This is a genomic window from Nesterenkonia sp. NBAIMH1 (assembly GCF_007922635.1).
GTDB lineage: Bacteria > Actinomycetota > Actinomycetes > Actinomycetales > Micrococcaceae > Nesterenkonia > Nesterenkonia pannonica.
Map to the genome: position 1 here is coordinate 96,822 of NZ_CP042335.1, position 18,043 is coordinate 114,864.

Genomic DNA, 18,043 nt, shown 5'->3' on the forward strand with positions numbered 1-18,043 from the left:
GAGGATGGAGTTGAGGTGCTCAGCCTTCGAACTGCCGACTCGCTCTCGCGCTCGGCCGCACGTTCGCGTTCCCGCGCCTCGCGGATTTCGCGGCGACGACGCCTGGAGCCCGCCTCAGGGGGCTGTTCATCGCTCACGCAGAATCCTCACAGGGGCACGGTCGGGGACATGGACAGGCGCACGGAGATCGATGCCAGCTGATCCCAGGGCGCTCATAATTGTAATATCTCCGTTACTTTAAGCCGATTTCAGCATTTGGAGCCAACTCCGGCGTGCCGCGAGAGCCTCCTCTGCCTCGCTGATGGCCTTGGAATCGTTGCTTTCGCGAGCGTGTGCGAGGTCCCTTTCGAGGCCGGCGATAGTGTCCTCCAGCTGTGCGAGCATGGCCTCCTGCCGCTCGTCCTTCGGCGAGGCCGACTCCGCTTTGGTGGTGGAGCTGGCCTCACGGAACGCATCCTGAACCTCCGCCAGGGATCGCTCCATGCGCTTCACGTCCTGCCGGGGCACTTTGCCGGCGGCATCCCACTCGTCGATCAGTTTGAAGTAGCGCTCCCTGACGGCGGCAGGCTTGGTGAACGGCATCAGCTCACGCAGCTTGGAGAGGATGTCCTCCTTCACCCGGAGGTTCTCGGCGAATTCAGCATCCGTCTGAGCGTTGGCCTGGTCTCTGGCGGAGAAGAAGACATCCTGAGCGGCCCGGAATCGCTTCCATTGGGCATCCTCCGTTTTGCGGGGGCCGCGCCCCAAGGCCTTCCACTGGTCCATCAGGCGGTGGTACGCCTTGGTCGTAGGCCCGAAATCGCGTGAGGCACTGAGCTTCTCCGCCTCGGCGATGATTTCGTCCTTGGCCTTCTTGATCTCAGCGGCGTCCTTGTCCCGCTTGACGAAGAATGCCTTGCGGCGACGCTCGAAGGTGGAGCGGGCTTCGCGGAAACGCTTCCAGAGCGGGTCCTCCTGCGCCTTGCTCAGGCGGGGCGTGGTCCGCTGCTCGGCCTTCCACGCTTCGAAGAGCTCGGCCATCCGCGCCTGGGCGTTCTTCCAGTGCGTGCTCTCCTCATCCCCCGCGGCCAGCTGCTCGGCCTCCACGACGATCTCCTCGCGAGCCGCGAGCCGCTCCTCAGCAAGAGCCTGGTGCGCCTTTTCCTCCTCAGCCGCGATGCTCTCAATGCCGCCTTCGATCTCGGCGAGCAGAGCGCGAAGGGCACTGACGTCCCCGACCCAGGCGCCGTCATCCAGCTCCTTGAGGAGCGCGATCCGGCTCGCGCGCAGCGACTTCGCGCCGTCGGCCTGGGTGGCCACCCGGGCGCCGAGAAGCAGGGCGCGGTTGTAGAGCTCGTCGAACTTGCGCGTGAAGTAGGCCAGTGCCTGCTCCTCGCCTGCCGCAGAGTACTGGCCGACGTAGATCTCCTCGCTTCCCTCTTCGGGGGGCTTGAGATAGACGTGCCCTTCCTCATCGACTCGGGCACGCTCACGGGCCTCATCGAGTGAGGTCTGGTGGTATGTCGGCTTCACGGCAGCGCGGCTCATAGATTCCAGCGTAACCGGAACGCGTCCCCAGCACCTCACCACCGGTATGATTGCCACGCCCTCACGCCCCACGCACAAGGAGTCCTGAGCACATATGGCCCGTAATGCCTCCCTCTCCGGCTATCTGGAGCTGCTGCCGGCCGAACGGCTGGTGGAGGTGCACATGCTCGACACCCTGCGCAGAGTATTCGAGTCCCACGGCTTCGCGAACATCGAGTCCCGTGCTGTCGAGACCCTCGACACGCTCCTGAACAAGGGCGAGGTGGACAAGGAGGTCTACACGATCTCTCGGATCCACGACGAAGGGTCAGACAGGGGGCGCCTGGCCCTGCACTTCGACCTCACCGTGCCGTTCGCCCGCTACGTCGTGGAGAACGCGGGACACCTGGCGTTCCCATTCCGCAGATATCAGATTCAGAAGGTGTGGCGCGGGGAGCGGCCGCAGGCCGGACGCTTCCGCGAATTCACCCAGGCGGACGTAGACATCATCGGGGACGGGTCGCTGCCGTTCCGCGCGGACGCCGAGCTGGCAGTCGTGATCGCCAAGGCTCTGCAGGCCCTCAAGATCGGTGAGTTCACCCTGCGCCTGAACAACCGCAAGCTCTCCGCCGGGTTCTACACGGCCATCGGCATGGACGACGCTCCTGCCGTGCTCCGCATCGTGGACAAGCTGGACAAGATCGGTGCGCAGCAGGTCGAGTCTGAGCTCGCCGATGCAGTGGGAGCTTCGCGGAAGCAGACGAAGAAGGCGCTGGCGCTGGCGCAGATCCGCACCACCGACGCGAGCTTCGCCGAGCAGGTGCGCGACCTGCTCGAGGGCACCGAGAGCAACGAGCTGCTCGAGGAGGGCCTGTCTGAGCTGACAGAGGTGATGAACGCCCTCAACGAGCAGGCGCCCGGCACCGCTGCGGCCGATCTCTCCATTGCCCGAGGCCTCGACTACTACACGGGGACCGTCTACGAGACCGTGCTGAAGGGGTACGAGCACCTCGGGTCCATCTGCTCCGGAGGCCGCTACGAATCACTGGCATCCGCAGGCCGGAAGTCCTATCCGGGCGTGGGGCTCTCCATCGGCGTGACCCGCCTGCTCTCGGCCCTGCTCGACTCAGAGGCCCTCAGGGCGTCGCGCCAGGTGCCGACAGCGGTGTACGTCACCCTCCGCACCGACGACGACTGGAACGCTGCGACGGCGACCGCCGAGCAGCTGCGGGAACGCGGCATCAGCGCCGAAGTCGCCTACAGCGCCGACAAGTTCGGCAAGCAGATCAAATACGCCGACCGGCGCGGCATTCCCTTCGTGTGGTTCACTGACGCGGAGGGACGCCACGAGGTCAAGGACATCCGATCGGGTGAGCAGCACGCAGCTGACCCGATGACATGGTCCCCACCGGCTGAGGATCTGCGTCCGCAGGTCATCAGGGGCTGACCGCCCCGTCCCGGCACCAGCCGGGCATCCATCCGCTCGAACTGCACCAACAACGACGAGGAAACCCGTGCTCCGCACTCACAACGCCGGCGAGATCAGCGCCGAGCTCATTGGCCAGACCGTGACCCTCTCCGGGTGGGTCGCCCGCCGACGCGACCACGGCGGCGTCGCCTTCCTCGATCTCCGGGACGCCTCCGGAGTGGCCCAGGTCGTCGTTCGCGACGAAGAGGACTTCGACCCGCTGAGGAACGAGTGGGTGCTGAAGATCACCGGCGCCGTCGCTAAGCGCCCAGAGGGCAATGAGAACCCCAGCATCGCGTCCGGCGAGGTGGAGATCCTCGTCTCTGAGCTTGAGGTGCTCAACAAGGCCCAGGCCCTGCCCTTCCAGGTGGACGAGCACGTCGAAGTCGGCGAAGAGGCGCGCCTGAAGCACCGGTATCTGGACCTGCGCCGGCCGGGGCCCGCCCGCGCGCTGCGGCTGCGCTCCGAGGCGAACCGGGTGGCCCGAGAGTTCCTGCACGAGCAGAGCTACACCGAAGTCGAGACCCCCACACTGACCCGCTCCACCCCAGAAGGGGCACGCGACTTCCTGGTGCCCGCGCGACTGGCCCCCGGATCCTGGTACGCCCTGCCCCAGTCGCCGCAGCTGTTCAAGCAGCTCCTCCAGGTCGGCGGTGTCGAGAAGTACTACCAGATCGCCCGCTGCTACAGGGACGAGGACTTCAGAGCCGATCGGCAGCCGGAGTTCACCCAGCTGGACATCGAGGCCAGCTTTGTCGAGCAGGACGACATCATCTCGCTGGTGGAGGAGCTTGTCCGTCGCCTGTGGAGGCTCATCGGCACGGATATCGACACCCCGATCCCCCACATCACCTACCGGGAAGCGATGCGGAGGTTCGGAACCGACAAGCCCGACCTCCGATTCGGCCTTGAGCTCACCGAGCTCACCGAGTACTTCAGCAGCACACCCTTCCGCGTGTTCCAGGCGCCCTATGTGGGCGCGGTGGTGATGCCCGGAGGGGCCGACCAGCCCCGACGGACGCTGGACGCGTGGCAGGAGTGGGCCAAGCAGCGAGGCGCCAAAGGCTTGGCATACGTGCTGGTGCAGGAGGACGGGACGCTCGGAGGCCCTGTCGCCAAAAACCTCTCAGAGGAGGAGAGGGACGGTCTGGCCGCAGCGGTCGGCGCGGAGCCGGGCGACTGCATCTTCTTCGGCGCGGGCGAGGCAGCACCGTCGCGGGCGCTGCTGGGGGCGGCGCGCAACGAGATCGCGCAGCGACTGGGTCTGATCGAAGAAGGCAGCTGGTCCTTCGTGTGGGTGGTCGACGCTCCGATGTTCGAGTCCGCCGCCGCGGCGACTGCGGCCGGCGACGTCGCCGTCGGCGGCGGCAGCTGGACCGCAGTGCACCACGCGTTCACCGCGCCCAAGCCGGAGTTCATGGACACGTTCGACACCGACCCCGGAGAAGCCCTGGCCTATGCCTACGACCTGGTGTGCAACGGCAACGAGATCGGCGGCGGCTCGATCCGTATTCATCGGCAGGACATCCAGGAGCGGGTCTTCAACGTCATGGGCATTCCCGAGGACGAAGCACAGGAGAAGTTCGGATTCCTGCTCGATGCCATGAAGTACGGGGCTCCACCGCACGGCGGCTTCGCATTCGGCTGGGACCGCACCGTGGCATTCCTCGCCGGAGAGGATTCGATACGCGAAGTCATCGCCTTCCCGAAGACCGGCGGCGGCTTCGACCCCCTGACCGCCGCCCCGGCCCCCATCACGAGCCAGCAGCGCAAGGAGGCCGGCGTGGACCACAGGCCGGAGCCTAAGGCCGCCCACCCAGCGGGGGACAGCCAGAAGTCCTAGTGGGCGCCGCAGGAAGCTGAGCGGGCTGGCTCAGAATCCCAGCCTGTTCAGCTTCTTCGCGTCACGCTGCCACTCCTTGGTCACCTTCACGCGAAGGTCCAGGTGCACCGGGGTGCCCAGGAGCTTGGTGATCCCCTGACGCGCCTGGGAGCCGATCTGCTTCAGCCGGCCGGCACCCTTGCCGATGATGATCGCCTTCTGCGAGTCCCGCTCCACATGGATGGTGGCGTATACGTCGAGCAGGGGCCTGTCGTCCGGCCGCCCCTCGCGCGGCGTCATCTCCTCAACGGTGACGGCGATGGAATGGGGAAGCTCGTCGCGCACATCCTCCAGGGCCGCTTCCCTCACCAGTTCGCCGATCATGACAGCCTCCGGCTCATCCGTCAGCTCGCCCGTGGGGTAGAGCGGCGGTGAGATGGGCATCATCTTGGTCAGCTCATCAGCCACCGTGTCCACCTGGGTCCCGTCGACTGCCGAGACCGGAATGATGGCGGCGAAGCCGTCCGCCTGCTTCTTCTCACCCGCGAGGTGCTCACGTCCCAGCTGGTCGGCTGCGATGAGCTTCTCCGGCACCTGAGAGGGGGCAACCGTGTCGATCTTGGTCACCAGAGCGACCACAGGCTTGTGCGAGACCTTCGCCAGCTGAGCGGCGATGAACCTGTCCCCCGGGCCGACCTTCTCATCCGCGGGCAGGCAGAAGCCGATCGCATCGACCTCGCTGAGCGTGTCCACGACCAGATCATTCAGCCGGGACCCCAGCAGGGTGCGCGGCCGGTGGAGACCAGGCGTGTCCACGAGCACCAGCTGTGCGCCCTGGCGCGTGACGATTCCGCGGACGGTGTGCCGCGTCGTCTGAGGCTTCGACGAGGTGATGGCCACCTTCTCCCCCACCAGCGCGTTGGTCAGGGTGGACTTGCCGGCGTTGGGACGACCCACGAATGAGGCGAATCCGGCGCGGTAGTTCTCGTCGTGCTCGGGGAATTCGTCGAGCAGCACGCCATCTGTCATCGGGCTCTCTCACTCTCTGTTGCGGAGGGACTCTCCTGGTGGTGGTCGTCTGTCAGCGCCGACTGCTCATCGGCCGTGCCCACAGCGCCCCGGGCGCCGCGGTGGCGCTCGGACTCCCAGGCCAGCACGTGGCTGACTCTGTTGCGCCGCCCGGTGAGCCGGTCCGCGTGGAGCACCACGGTCGTGCCGTTCCTGCGCGGTATCTCCACCTCAGAGCCGGCGATGGGGACCCTGCCCAGATGCTTGGCCAGGAGCCCGCCCACGGTATCGACGTCTTCCTCATCCTCAAGGTCTATGGCGAACGCAGCGGCGAAGTCGTCGATGCCCATCCGCGAGGAGAGCCTCAGCCGGCCGTCCTCCAACGGCTCGAGCTCGGCGTCCTCATGGTCATACTCGTCGACGATCTCCCCCACAAGCTCCTCGATGAGATCCTCCATCGTCACCATGCCGGCGGTGCCGCCGTACTCGTCGATGACGATGGCCACGTGGGTGGTTTCGCGCTGCAGCTCAGAGAGGAACTCACCGACCGCCTTGGACTCCGGAACGTAGCGGACATCGCGCTGCAGCTCCTCGGCCGTGATGGTTTCAGGACCCCGGGAGGAGAAGTGCTCGGGCGCACGACCGATGCGGAGCATGTGCTCCAGGTAGGCGACATCCTTCAGATAGATCATTCCGGTGATGTCGTCTGCGGAACCGCGAATGACAGGGACCCGGGAGTAGCCCGATCGGAGGAACAGGGTCATGGCCTCTTCCAGTGTGGCGTCCGCGTCGATCGTCACCATGTCTGTGCGGGGCACCATCACGGCTCTGACCCGCGTGCTGGACATCTCGAACACCGATTGGATCAGCTCCGCCTCGGCGTCCTCGATGACGTCGGACTCGTTGGCCCGAGCGATGTACTCCAGGAGCTCGTCGTCGTCGAAGAAGCCCTGGTCGCCTCCGGCCGTCCCGGGAAAGAGCTTCACACCCGCAGCGGAGAGCCACTGCGGGATGGGCCCCAGGCTCATGCGAAGCCCTCGGACCATCCGCGCTGTGGCCGCGGAGATGAATTCGTGCTGCGCCCGGCCCACCTTGCGCGGAGAGATCGCAGCGGACACGAATCCGCTCAGCGTCAGGGCCAGCGCAGCCACGATCGCGCCCACGACCAGGTCGTTGAACAGGATCACCGCCGTAGCGGTGATCAGCACCACGGCAATGGTGGTCAGGACCCATCGCCACATTTGGAGTGCCAGCGTATGCGGCACAGGCTCCTCGAGGATTCGGTGAACGGCGCGGGAGCCCAGCCTCTCCGCGATCTCCTCCGCCTCCTTGCGCGTCAGCCGAATGAAGGCTGCCTCCGCGGTCGACAGCAGGAAGGCCAGCGCGGCCGCTGCCAGCGCTCCGAGGAGCAGGAGGGTGACGATCATGCTGAGCCGGGGTCGCTCTCTGTGGGAACCGGGGCATCGCGGCCCAGGAACTCCTCGAGGAGAACCCTCTGGAGGTGGAACATCTCGGAGCGCGCCTCGGGGGTGTCGTGCTCGTATCCCAGAAGATGCAGCACCCCGTGGACGGTCAGCAGGCACAGTTCGTCGAGGATGCTGTGGCCGTGGGCTTCGGCCTGCGCCGCAGCCACCGTCGGGCAGAGCACAATGTCTCCGAGGGTGCCGGTCTCCACGACGTGGCCGGGCAGACCGGGTGAGAGCTCGTCCATGGGGAAGCTCATCACGTCGGTGGCGCCCGGCAGGCTCATCCATTCCTGGTGCAGCTGCTCCATGCGCGACTCATCGCAGAGGGTGACCGCCAGCTCCACCTCCCTGCCCAAGTGCATCTGCGCGTAGAGGAATGCGACGAGGTCCGTGAGCTCGGCCAAACCTTCGGCAGAGACCGTCTCCTGCCCCGATTCGTCGCTGATGGAGACGCTCATCAGCGCTCCTCTCGCCCACGCCGTGCGGGCTGCTGGTCAGCCTGGTGCCGCTCGTACGCGTCGACGATGCGGCCCACCAGCTCATGGCGAACCACGTCTTCGGACGTCAGGCGGGTAATGGTGATGTCGTCGACGCCGCCGAGGATGTCCAGCACGGTCCGAAGCCCGGAGTCGGTCCCGTGGGGCAGGTCGACCTGAGTGATGTCACCGGTGACGACGATCTTGGAGTTGAAGCCGAGACGGGTGAGGAACATCTTCATCTGCTCAGCGGTGGTGTTCTGCGCCTCGTCCAGGATGATGAAGGAGTCGTTGAGGGTACGGCCCCTCATATACGCCAGAGGCGCGACCTCGATGGTGCCTGAGGCCATCAGCTGCGGGATCGACTCCGGTTCGAGCATGTCGTGCAGCGCGTCGTACAGCGGACGCAGATAGGGGTCGATCTTCTCGTTGAGCGACCCGGGCAGGAAGCCCAGCTTCTCCCCCGCCTCCACGGCGGGCCGAGTGAGGATGATTCGGTTGACCTCTTTGGCTTGGAGGGCCTGAACCGCCTTCGCCATAGCCAGGTACGTCTTTCCGGTGCCGGCTGGCCCGATGCCGAAGACCACCGTCGATTCGTCGATCGTCTCCACGTACCGCTGCTGATTGGCGGTCTTGGGACGGATCGTTCGTCCCCTGTGGGAGAGGATATTCGTCGAAACCATACGCGCCGAGGTCGTGGAGTTCTGCGATCGAACCATCGTGATGATCTGCTCGGCCAGCTCCTCGGTGGCAGTGGTGCCGGACGCGGCGAGCGTCCTCAGCTGCGTGAGGACCTCGACGATCTGGGCCACCTCGCTGGTGCGGCCTCTGACCGTGATCTGCCGCTCACGCAGTCCGATGCTCGCATCGGGGTATATGCCGGCAAGAATGCGTACAGCCAGATCCTGCACGCCCAGGGTGCGGAACATCGTCTCGGCGTCTGCGAAGGTGACCTGTCGCTCGGCCTGAGGGGCCTCGCGCTCTTCAGCATTCGGGGTCGCGGTAATGAGCAGCCTCACTTGTCATAGTCGACATCGTCACAGATCAGGATAGCGGGAGGTCCCAGCGCCCGAGTAGGAGCTGGACCGCGGCCAGCGCAGCAGGGCCTGCGGTCGAGGAGCGGAGCACGTGCGGACCCAGCCTGCAGGGATGGGCTCCAGCGTCTCGCAGCCGACCCAGCTCCTCGGGACTGATCCCGCCCTCCGGGCCGACGACGAGGTGAAGCTCATCCGGACGGGGGCTGCCGTCCTGCAGTGCGCCGCACCGCCTGAGACCGTCGTGGAGACTGACCTCGTCGGCCTCGTCGAGCACCAGAACCGCAGCGTTCGGATCGGCGGCGATGCGCTGGACGTACTGCCGCGACGTGCACATCGGCTCCACGACTGGGACGCGTATCCGCCGAGTCTGCTTGGCCGCCGAGCCGGCGGTGCCTGTCCACTCCGCATGCTTCTTCTGCTCGCGCCCGGCCTTCCAGCGTGCCACTGATCGGTCGGCCTGCCAGGGGATCACACGATCGACCCCCAGTTCGGTGGCGGACTCCACGGCTTGGAGGTCGCGCTTGTCCTTCGCGAGGGCCTGAACCAGGACGAGTTCGGGCACCTGCTGAGGTTCGGTGCGGGTCGCCACCACCTCGACCATGAGCCGCCCCTGCCCCGATTCCAGAACGACACCGGTGACCAATGTGTTCTGCGTGTCCGACAGCAGGACGTCCTCGCCCGCCTGCAGTCGCATCACCGTCGCTGCGTGGTGGCCCTCCGCCCCGTCCAGCAGCACCGGGGAGCCGACCTGGACCTCATCGAGAGAGCCAGGCGCCATATGGAACAGCGGAGCAGTCACAGCCCCGCCTGCGTCACGCTCACAGCGACTCCCAGGCCTCGCGGAACTTCTTGAACATTCCCTTGTGCTCCGTAGAGGATTCGCCGGGCTTGTCGCCGCGCTCCTCGGCCAGCATCTTCAAGAGCTCGCGCTGCTTGTCGTTGAGCTTGGTGGGCGTCTCCACCTTCAGGTGAACCTTGAGGTCCCCGCGCCCTGTGCCGCGCAGGTGAGCAACGCCCTTGCCCCGCAGGGTGATGACCTCGCCCGACTGGGTTCCCGGCTTCACGTCGAGATCCTCGACACCGTCGAAGGTCTCGATCGTGGTCGTCGTGCCCAGGGCTGCCGAAGCCATCGGGACCGTGACAGTGGCGTGCAGGTCGTTTCCGCGACGGGTGAACACATCGTGGGGACGGACGTCCACCTCGATGAAGAGGTCGCCCGGAGGCCCTCCGGCGACGCCTGCCTCTCCCTCACCGGACAGGTGGATGCGATTGCCGCGATCTACGCCGCCGGGGATCTTGACCTTGAGGGTCCGCCGCTCGCGCACGCGGCCCTGCCCGTCGCACTCCTTGCACGGGTCCTCGATGATGTTCCCGAAGCCGGTGCAGCGCGGGCACGTCTGCGTCTGGACCACGGTGCCGAGGATGGAGCGCATAGGGCGCTGAATCTGACCCTGCCCGTGGCAGTCCGGACAGGTGCTGGGCTTGGTGCCCGGCTGCATGCCCGAGGCGTCGCACACCGAGCAGCCCACGGCCGTCTCGACCTCGACCTCTTTGGTGGTGCCGAAGACGGCGTCGCGAAGGTCGATGCGGACGCGCACCAGCGCGTCCTGCCCCCTGCGGGTGCGGCTTGCCGGACCTGCCGCGCCTCCGCCGAAGAACGTCTCGAAGATGTCGCTGAAGCCTCCGAAGCCTCCTCCGCCGCCGCCGAACCCGGACGGCCTGCCCTCCGGGTCGCCCGTGGCATCGTAGTTCTGGCGCTTCTGGGGGTCGGAGAGGACCTCGTAGGCGGTGCCGAGGAGCTTGAACTGATCCTCGGCGTCCTCCGCACCGTTGACATCGGGGTGGAGCTTGCGAGCCCGCTTCCGATATGCCTTTTTGATCTCCTCGGTCGAGGCGTCCCGGGAGACGCCGAGCGCCTCGTAGTAGTCAGAGCTCATCAGCTGTGAATCTCACCCTTTTGTGGTTCTCTATTCGGACAGAATGCGCGAGAGGTACCGCGCAGTGGCCCGCACGGCCGACATCGTTGAGGTGTAGTCCATCCGGGTGGGGCCGACGATGCCCAGCTTGGCTCCGTCGCCCCCAGCTCGGGAGGACACATATTCGGCGGCGACCACGGAGGTCTCCGCCAGCGACTGGTGCGAAGTCTCCTGACCGATGCGGATGGAGACGCCCCGCCGATCCTGCTGCATCTCGTGCAGCAGACGCAGCAGGACGACCTGCTCCTCCAGAGCTTCGAGGATCGGAGCGATGGAGGGGCCGAGGTCGCCGCCTGACTTGGCGAGGTTAGCAGTGCCGGCCATGATGATGCGATCCACCCGCCCTGACTCCAGAACGCCCTCCAGGGCGTTGGCGATGATCGCCATCACCGGCTGCAGAGCAGGCTCCACAGAGGCCATGAGACTCTCCGCGGGCAGGGGCACGGCAGAGGCTGGGCGTCCCGAGAGCTTCTCGCTGAGCCTGAGGCCGATGGTGTGCAGCGAATCCTCATGCACGGGCTCGGCCAGCGTGACCATGCGCTGCTCCACCTTGCCGGTCGAGAGGATCACGATCACCACAGTCCGCATCTCCGTGACAGGAATCACATCCACGTGGCGGATCTTCGCTGAGCTCCTCTGCGGATACTGAGCGACGGCGACCTGATTCGTCAGCGTAGCGAGGAGCCGCACCGTCTGCTCCAGCATGGCCTCGTGATCATCAGTGGTCTCTGCGAGCAGGTCCATGGCCCGCCGCTCAGCTCGGGACAGCGGGCGGACCTCTGAGATCCGGTCCACGAACAGCCTGTAGCCGGAGTCGGTCGGAATGCGTCCGGCCGACGTGTGCGGCGCTGCAATGAGCCCGTCCTCCTCCAGCTGAGCCATGTCGTTCCGGATCGTCGCCGGCGACACGTCCAGATTGTGGCGCTCCACGAGTGCCTTCGATCCCACAGGCTCCCGGGTGTGGACGTAGTCCTCCACGATGGCTCGCAGCACCTGCAGCCGACGGGTATCAGACACCGCGCACCTCCTTAGCACTCTACGATCTCGACTGCTAATTATACGGGTGACTGCGGCGCCCCTATGGCGTGCCGCCCGCAGCCCCTCACGCCGCCTCAGTAGAGTTCTGCATCATGCCTATTGATTCGTGGGGCCCGCAGGATCTGACTGCGCAACGACGCCCCAGCCTGCCGACGCATGATGCCGAGCCCGGGGCCGTCGTGGAGGATCGGGAGACCGGCTGGGTGGGCGCCGTGGTCGGGCTGGAGCAGGTCCACGGGGTGCCCAGCGTCCGGCTCGAAGATCGCCGAGGAGCCGTACGCACCTTCCCCCTGGGGGCAGGCTTCCTGGTGGACGGCAGGCCTGTGGAGCTTCGTGCTCCGCAGCGCGGGTCTGCGGAGCCCGTCCGACGGCGCACCGCCTCCGGCTCCTTCGCCGCTGAGGGCGCCCCGCCGAGGGCCCGCACCGCCCGGGCCTCCCGCATATGGGTCGAGGGCACGCACGATGCTGAGCTGGTGGAGAAGGTGTGGGGCGATGATCTCCGCGGCGAGGGCATCGTGGTCGAGCCTCTGCACGGCGCTGATGACCTCGCCGGTGCAGTCGCAGACTTCCAGCCTGCTCCTCACCGCAGACTCGGCGTGCTGCTGGACCACCTTGTGGCGGGCTCGAAGGAGACTCGGATTGCCGAGGAGACGATGGGGCGGCCCGGGGCTCGCGGAAACGTCCTCATCCTCGGACACCCCTACGTGGACGTATGGCAGGCAGTGAAGCCCGAACGGGTCGGCCTCCAGGCGTGGCCCCACATCCCCCGCGGAACGGACATCAAAGTGGGCACCCTCAAGGCCCTGGGACTCCCCCACGCTGACCAGCGCCACATCGCAGCCGGCTGGAAGCAGATTCTAGGACGGGTGCGGAGCTACGCAGACCTGGAGCCCTCACTGCTGGGACGGGTCGAGGAGCTCATCGACTTCGTCACTGTCGAAGACGGCTGACGATCCATGACACGCCGTTTCGGGCGCGGCCATGGGATCAGCGCACGTTCAGCCGAAGAGACGTAAAATGAGGGACATGCCGCAGTCGCACCCTTCCCGCCCCACCGCCTCCCAGCTCATGCGCGGCTCCGATTCCTCGGCTCCTCCTCTTACGCCTGAGGAGGATCGCCGGTGGGCGACTCTGTCGCATTTCGGCGGCATCGCAGGATGCCTGCCCTCTGCGGCCATCTATTTCATCTTCAGGGACCGCGGCCCCTTCACGGCGCAGGAGTCCCGGGAGGCGCTGAACTTCACGCTCCCGCTCACCGTGGTCCTCGTCGTGCTCTTCGCACTCGGGTACCTCCCCGCCGTGGGCTGGATCTTCAGCCTGGTCGCCGTGTTCCTCTGGGCCATCATGGCCATCACAGGATTGGTCGCCGGCGCGGAGTGCAACAAGGGACGGCCCTACCGCTATCGCTTGAACTTCAGGTTCATTCAGTAGCGGCCGCGGGCGCCAGGCCCATAAATTGCTCCTCCGAGGGCGCCGCGAGGGCTCAGCTCGAAAGCTGGTGAGTGACGGCGTCCGCCAGCAGCCGACCGTTCAGTGTGAGGACGGCTCGGCCCGCCGGGTGCTCCGGTGTGGGAGTGAGAGCCTCCCGCTCGAGGAGCCCCTGCGCGGCCAACTGATCAAGACGGGCGGAGCTGATCTCCTCAGCGCCAGGCAGGCGGCTGTACTGAGCAATGTCGAGCCCCTCGGCTATGCGCAGGCGCAGCATGAGGTGCTCCAGTGCCAGGGATTCCTCGTCGAGCTTTTCGCGGCCGTGACCAGGCGTGGTGCCTCCATGAAGCCGCTGGGCGTAGGCGGCGGGGTGCTTGACGTTCCACCAGCGCAGCCCTGCCATGTGGGAATGCGCACCCGGTCCAGCCCCCCACCAGTCAGAGTCCAGCCAGTAGTTCAGGTTGTGCTCGGACCTGGTCTCCGGCGAACGCGCCCAGTTTGAGACCTCGTACCAGTCGTATCCCGCTGCCCTCAGCAGCTCATCGGCCAGCATGTACTTGTCAGCGTGATCATCGCCGTCGATATCCGGAAGCTGACCCCTCTTCACAGCGGCGGCCATGGCGGTCCCCTCTTCCACGATCAGCGAATAGGCCGACACATGGTCAGGTGACATGCTGATGGCTGCCTCGAGGCTCGCTCGCCAATCCTCGAGCGACTCGCCGGGAGTTCCGTAGATCAGATCAACACTGACTTCCAGTCCCGCTGAGCGGGCGGCATCGACAGCCGCAGGAACGTTGCGAGGGTCATGCGTGCGGTCCAACGTGCGCAGGACGTGCGGAACAGCCGACTGCATGCCCAGGCTGATGCGGGTGAATCCCGCCTCAGCCAATGTTCTCGCCGAGTCGAGGGTCACCGTATCCGGGTTCGCCTCCGCGGTGATCTCGGCGTCGGCCCGGAACCCGTAGAGGTCTCTTGCCGTTCCCAGGATGCGGCCGAGCTCCTCTGCAGGCAGCAGCGTTGGAGTGCCGCCGCCGAAGAACACGGTGGAGAGCTCCCGGGCGGGTGCGGCGGCGGAGTCCAAGACGCCGCGGGAGAATCTCAGCTCCTCAATCAGCGTGTCCGGGTATGACTGGCGTGACGCTCCCGGCCCCAGGTCCTCAGCCGTATACGTGTTGAAGTCGCAGTACCCGCACCGCACGGAGCAGAACGGGATATGCACGTAGAGGCCCAGGGGGATGTCGGCTCTGGCCTGCAGAGCCTGGCGGATGGTCAGGGGAAATGATCCGTCAGCTGGGACAGGGTCGCCCACAGGCAGGGCGGAGGGTGCCACCTACTTCTTGCCCGCCTTCTCCTTGCCGGCGTCCTCGTCGGAGCTCAGCGCGGCGATGAAGGCTTCCTGCGGCACTTCTACGGTGCCGACCATCTTCATCCGCTTCTTGCCCTCCTTCTGCTTCTCGAGCAGCTTGCGCTTGCGGCTGATGTCCCCGCCATAGCACTTCGAGAGGACATCCTTGCGGATGGCGCGGATATTCTCGCGGGCGATGATGCGGCTTCCGATCGCTGCCTGAATGGGGACCTCGAACTGCTGACGCGGAATGAGCTCCCTGAGCTTAGAGGCCATTCTGACCCCGTAGCTGTAGGCCTGATCACGGTGCGTGATGGCGGAGAATGCGTCCACCTTGTCGCCCTGAAGGAGGATGTCCACTTTGACGAGGTCCGCGACCTGTTCGCCGGTCCCCTGCCAGTTCAAGGACGCGTACCCCTTGGTGCGCGATTTGAGCTGGTCGAAGAAGTCGAAGACGATCTCGGCCAGCGGCATGACGTAGCGGATCTCCACCCGCTCTTCGGAGAGGTAGTCCATGCCCTTCATCTGGCCGCGGCGGGACTGGCACAGCTCCATCACCGGGCCGATGAACTCGGCCGGGACGATGACGGTGGCGTCAACGATCGGCTCGCGAATCTCCGAGATCTTTCCTTCGGGGAACTCTGATGGGTTGGTCACCTGGTGGTGCTCCCCATCCTCCGCGGTCACTTGGTAGATCACGTTCGGCGCGGTGGAGATCAGGTCCAGGCCGTACTCCTGCTCGAGCCGCTCCCGGGTGATCTCCAGGTGGAGAAGGCCGAGGAAGCCCACACGGAAGCCGAATCCGAGGGCGGTGGAGGTCTCGGGCTCGAAGTTCAGCGCAGCGTCGTTCAGCTGCAGCTTCTCCAGGGCCTCACGCAGTACGGGGAAGTCTGAGCCGTCGATGGGGAACAGCCCGGAGAAGACCATCGGACGGGGCTCCTGGTAGCCGCCGATGATGCTCTCCGCCGGCTTGTTGGCAGCCGTCACAGTGTCACCGACTTTGGACTGGCGCACATCCTTCACACCTGTGATCAGGTATCCGACCTCACCGACTCCGAGACCCTTGGTGGGCTCCGGCTCGGGCGAGGAGACGCCGATCTCCAAGAGCTCGTGCGTCACCCCGGTGGACATCATCTGGATCTTCTCCCGGTGGCCCAGAGAGCCGTCCACCACGCGCACGAACGTCACGACGCCCCGATACGTGTCATAGACAGAGTCGAAGATCATCGCTCGGGCCGGAGCATCCTCGTCCCCCACCGGAGCAGGAACCTCCTCGACGATCTTGTCCAGCAGGTCTTCGACGCCTTCGCCGGTCTTCCCCGAGACGCGGAGCACATCTTCGGGCTCGCAGCCGATAAGCCCTGCGATCTCCGCTGCGTACTTGTCGGGCTGGGCTGCGGGGAGGTCGATCTTGTTGAGGACCGGAATGATGGCCAGCTCATGCTCCATAGCCAGGTACAGGTTGGCGAGGGTCTGCGCCTCGATGCCCTGTGCGGCGTCGACCAGCAGAACCGCGCCTTCGCAGGCGGCGAGTGATCTCGACACCTCGTATGAGAAGTCGACGTGGCCGGGGGTGTCGATCATATGGAACGCGTACGTGCCGTCGTTGTAACCCCAGGGCATGCGGACAGCCTGGGATTTGATGGTGATGCCGCGGTCTCGCTCGATGTCCATCCGGTCCAGGTACTGGGCCTTCATGTCGCGAGGCTCGACCACTCCGGTCAGCTGAAGCATCCGGTCTGCCAGGGTGGACTTGCCGTGGTCGATGTGGGCAATGATGCAGAAGTTGCGAATCGACGCAGGGTCCGTCTTGGCAGGCACCAGTGGGGAGCTGGCCTTGGGTGACACGAGGTGGGACATCCTTTGCTCGGCGGCGGGGAGAATCAGTGCTCCATAATACGCCGAAGGCTCCGCCCCAGTGAGGAGCGGAGCCTTCGAACGGCAGAGCGGGTGATCAGAGAGCGTTCACCTTGGCTGCCAGACCAGACTTGCGGTTCGCCGCCTGGTTCTTGTGGATCACACCTTTGGAGGCGGCCTTGTCCAGCTTCATGGCCGCGTAGCGGTGAGCTGCAACGGCCGCGTCCTTGTCACCGGAGGCAACAGCGTTGCGGACCTTCTTCACAGCTGTCTTCAGCTCGGACTTGACGCCCTGGTTGCGCTGCCGGGCCTTCTCGTTGGTGAGGATGCGCTTCTTCTGAGACTTGATGTTTGCCATCGCGGTTATTCCTGTTCTGTGTGCGTCGTTGACGGGCTGCGCGTTCCCGATCCATGACGGCTGAAGACTTCAGTGGTGTGGGGCACCATGGCGATAAGACCTGCGGCCCGTCGGGTAGAGGGGCCCTGAGCCGCAGGCGCTGATGCCGTCGTCGGGCGCGCTGAGATCCTTCTACAGACCTCAAGACACTAATTTTCTACTTTATCAGAGAGGAGAGCCATTTTCGCGAGCGCGCATCGTCAGCGCCCAGCGTCGGCTGCGATCGCGGCAAGGGCCCGCTCCACCGAGTACTCGGGGGTGCGCCCGGCGCCCTTCGCCTCGGCGTCGGCACGGGCAATGGCCTCAACTGCACGGGCCGCCGCGCGGGGCGTCCATCGGCGTGCGGTCTCGGCGCTCTGCTGCAGCTGCCACGGCGCAGCTCCCAGGGCGGATGCGAGCTGGTCTGGGCGTCCGCGATGGTCGACGAGGGCCCCCACTTGGCGCCCCTTGCGCGCAAGTGCAGCGGTCACCGCCACGGGCGCCACTCCCGTGGCAAGAGCGTGCCGGTACAGCCGCATGGCGGCCTCACCGCGCCCTTCGAACGCCGCGTCAGCCACTTTGAATGCGCTGGCTTCGACGCGACCGCCGAAGTATTTGTCCACATGCTCCGCGGTCACATCCCCGGGCACATCGCGCATCAGCTGCTGCGCGGCGGCGCCGAGGTCCGACAAGGTTCCTCCGGCGGCCGCGACGAGGGCCCGGGCGGCGTCGGGATGGATGGTGCGCCCCGCCCCTTTGAACTCCTGGCGGAGAAACTCGAGCTTGTCGGTGTCTGACTTCACGGCGGCGCAGTCGACGACGACCGCTCTCCTGCTGAGTGCATCGAGGAGCTTCTTGCCACGATTTCCGCCGGTATGGCGAAGCACGAGCGTGACGTCCTCATCGACTGGCTGTTCGAGGAATGTGAGGGCATCCGACAGGAACGCATCGCTCGTCTTCGCGACGTCTTCGGCGAGGATCAGCCGGGGCTCCCCGAACAGAGACGGAGATGCGAGGGTGGACAGCTCGCCGACGACCGCCTCCGACACGTCCATGCGCGTGTACTCGAGCTCGGAGTGCTTCTCACGCAGCGCGGCCTTGATGCGATCGAGAGCACGCGAGGCGAGGTAGTCTTCGGCGCCGCGCAGAAGAACAACGGGGGCGGGCTCGGCGGTGCGGAAGCTGACCGCCCCGCCCTTCGGTCCACCGGCTCTCCCGGCGCTGCGCACAGCCACAGCGG

16 protein-coding genes are annotated in these 18,043 nt (G+C 66.1%); 4 read left to right on the forward strand and 12 right to left on the reverse strand.

Annotation, left to right across the window (positions count from 1 at the left end; translation table 11 throughout):
• Positions 1 to 237 precede the first annotated feature (237 nt).
• The gene (locus tag FS388_RS00450) at positions 238 to 1,527 is read right to left on the reverse strand and encodes a DUF349 domain-containing protein (RefSeq protein ID WP_146338599.1); all 1,290 of its coding nucleotides are present in this window, start codon (positions 1,525 to 1,527) and stop codon (positions 238 to 240) included.
• Between the two features lie 94 nt (positions 1,528 to 1,621).
• On the opposite strand from FS388_RS00450, the gene hisS reads away from it, so the two are divergent.
• Both hisS and aspS read left to right on the forward strand, forming a co-directional pair.
• Positions 1,622 to 2,953 carry a histidine--tRNA ligase gene (gene hisS / locus FS388_RS00455; protein WP_146338603.1) on the forward strand — a complete coding sequence of 444 codons (1,332 nt, stop codon included), beginning with the start codon at positions 1,622 to 1,624 and terminating at the stop codon, positions 2,951 to 2,953.
• Positions 2,954 to 3,020: 67 nt separating this feature from the next.
• Positions 3,021 to 4,817, forward strand: coding sequence for an aspartate--tRNA ligase (aspS, locus tag FS388_RS00460; RefSeq protein ID WP_146338606.1), 1,797 nt, complete (start codon positions 3,021 to 3,023; stop codon positions 4,815 to 4,817).
• A 30-nt stretch (positions 4,818 to 4,847) separates the two neighbouring features.
• Here aspS and era read toward each other — a convergent pair whose 3' ends face one another.
• From era to hrcA, 7 genes are read right to left on the reverse strand one after another with little or no spacing between them, the layout of a single operon-like run.
• Positions 4,848 to 5,825: a GTPase Era gene (era, locus tag FS388_RS00465; protein WP_146338609.1), complete on the reverse strand. Its 978-nt coding sequence runs from the start codon at positions 5,823 to 5,825 to the stop codon at positions 4,848 to 4,850.
• Positions 5,822 to 7,231, reverse strand: a complete 1,410-nt coding sequence (locus FS388_RS00470; RefSeq protein WP_146338612.1) for a hemolysin family protein — start codon at positions 7,229 to 7,231, stop codon at positions 5,822 to 5,824. Before FS388_RS00470 ends, era begins: the two co-directional genes overlap by 4 nt.
• Positions 7,228 to 7,728 carry an rRNA maturation RNase YbeY gene (gene ybeY, locus FS388_RS00475; protein WP_146338615.1) on the reverse strand — a complete coding sequence of 167 codons (501 nt, stop codon included), beginning with the start codon at positions 7,726 to 7,728 and terminating at the stop codon, positions 7,228 to 7,230. Before ybeY ends, FS388_RS00470 begins: the two co-directional genes overlap by 4 nt.
• Positions 7,728 to 8,759: a PhoH family protein gene (locus FS388_RS00480; RefSeq protein WP_246836330.1), complete on the reverse strand. Its 1,032-nt coding sequence runs from the start codon at positions 8,757 to 8,759 to the stop codon at positions 7,728 to 7,730. The genes ybeY and FS388_RS00480 overlap by 1 nt, the downstream gene beginning before the upstream one ends.
• 31 nt (positions 8,760 to 8,790) lie before the next feature.
• Positions 8,791 to 9,582 (reverse strand): 16S rRNA (uracil(1498)-N(3))-methyltransferase, encoded by a 792-nt coding sequence (locus FS388_RS00485; protein ID WP_146338618.1) that lies wholly within the window; start codon positions 9,580 to 9,582, stop codon positions 8,791 to 8,793.
• A 19-nt stretch (positions 9,583 to 9,601) separates the two neighbouring features.
• A complete protein-coding gene (gene dnaJ / locus FS388_RS00490; RefSeq protein ID WP_146338621.1) occupies positions 9,602 to 10,720 on the reverse strand; it encodes a molecular chaperone DnaJ in 1,119 nt (372 codons plus the stop codon).
• Positions 10,721 to 10,750: 30 nt separating this feature from the next.
• Entirely contained in the window at positions 10,751 to 11,776 is a 1,026-nt protein-coding gene (hrcA, locus tag FS388_RS00495) for a heat-inducible transcriptional repressor HrcA (protein WP_146338624.1), read from the reverse strand.
• A gap of 113 nt (positions 11,777 to 11,889) precedes the next feature.
• Here hrcA and FS388_RS00500 point away from each other — a divergent pair, with 113 nt between their 5' ends.
• Positions 11,890 to 12,747, forward strand: a complete 858-nt coding sequence (locus tag FS388_RS00500) for a DUF3097 family protein (RefSeq protein ID WP_146338627.1) — start codon at positions 11,890 to 11,892, stop codon at positions 12,745 to 12,747.
• A 76-nt stretch (positions 12,748 to 12,823) separates the two neighbouring features.
• Positions 12,824 to 13,228, forward strand: a complete 405-nt coding sequence (locus tag FS388_RS00505) for a DUF4870 domain-containing protein (RefSeq protein WP_246836238.1) — start codon at positions 12,824 to 12,826, stop codon at positions 13,226 to 13,228.
• Positions 13,229 to 13,280: 52 nt separating this feature from the next.
• On the opposite strand, the gene hemW is transcribed toward FS388_RS00505, so the two are convergent.
• From hemW to holA, 4 genes are all read right to left on the reverse strand, one after another.
• A complete protein-coding gene (gene hemW, locus FS388_RS00510) occupies positions 13,281 to 14,555 on the reverse strand; it encodes a radical SAM family heme chaperone HemW (protein ID WP_146338632.1) in 1,275 nt (424 codons plus the stop codon).
• The gene (gene lepA / locus FS388_RS00515) at positions 14,556 to 16,418 is read right to left on the reverse strand and encodes a translation elongation factor 4 (RefSeq protein WP_146338635.1); all 1,863 of its coding nucleotides are present in this window, start codon (positions 16,416 to 16,418) and stop codon (positions 14,556 to 14,558) included.
• 106 nt (positions 16,419 to 16,524) lie between these two features.
• Positions 16,525 to 16,785: a 30S ribosomal protein S20 gene (rpsT, locus tag FS388_RS00520; RefSeq protein ID WP_146338638.1), complete on the reverse strand. Its 261-nt coding sequence runs from the start codon at positions 16,783 to 16,785 to the stop codon at positions 16,525 to 16,527.
• A gap of 239 nt (positions 16,786 to 17,024) precedes the next feature.
• Positions 17,025 to 18,038, reverse strand: coding sequence for a DNA polymerase III subunit delta (gene holA, locus FS388_RS00525; protein WP_146338641.1), 1,014 nt, complete (start codon positions 18,036 to 18,038; stop codon positions 17,025 to 17,027).
• Between the last annotated feature and the right edge of the window lie 5 nt (positions 18,039 to 18,043).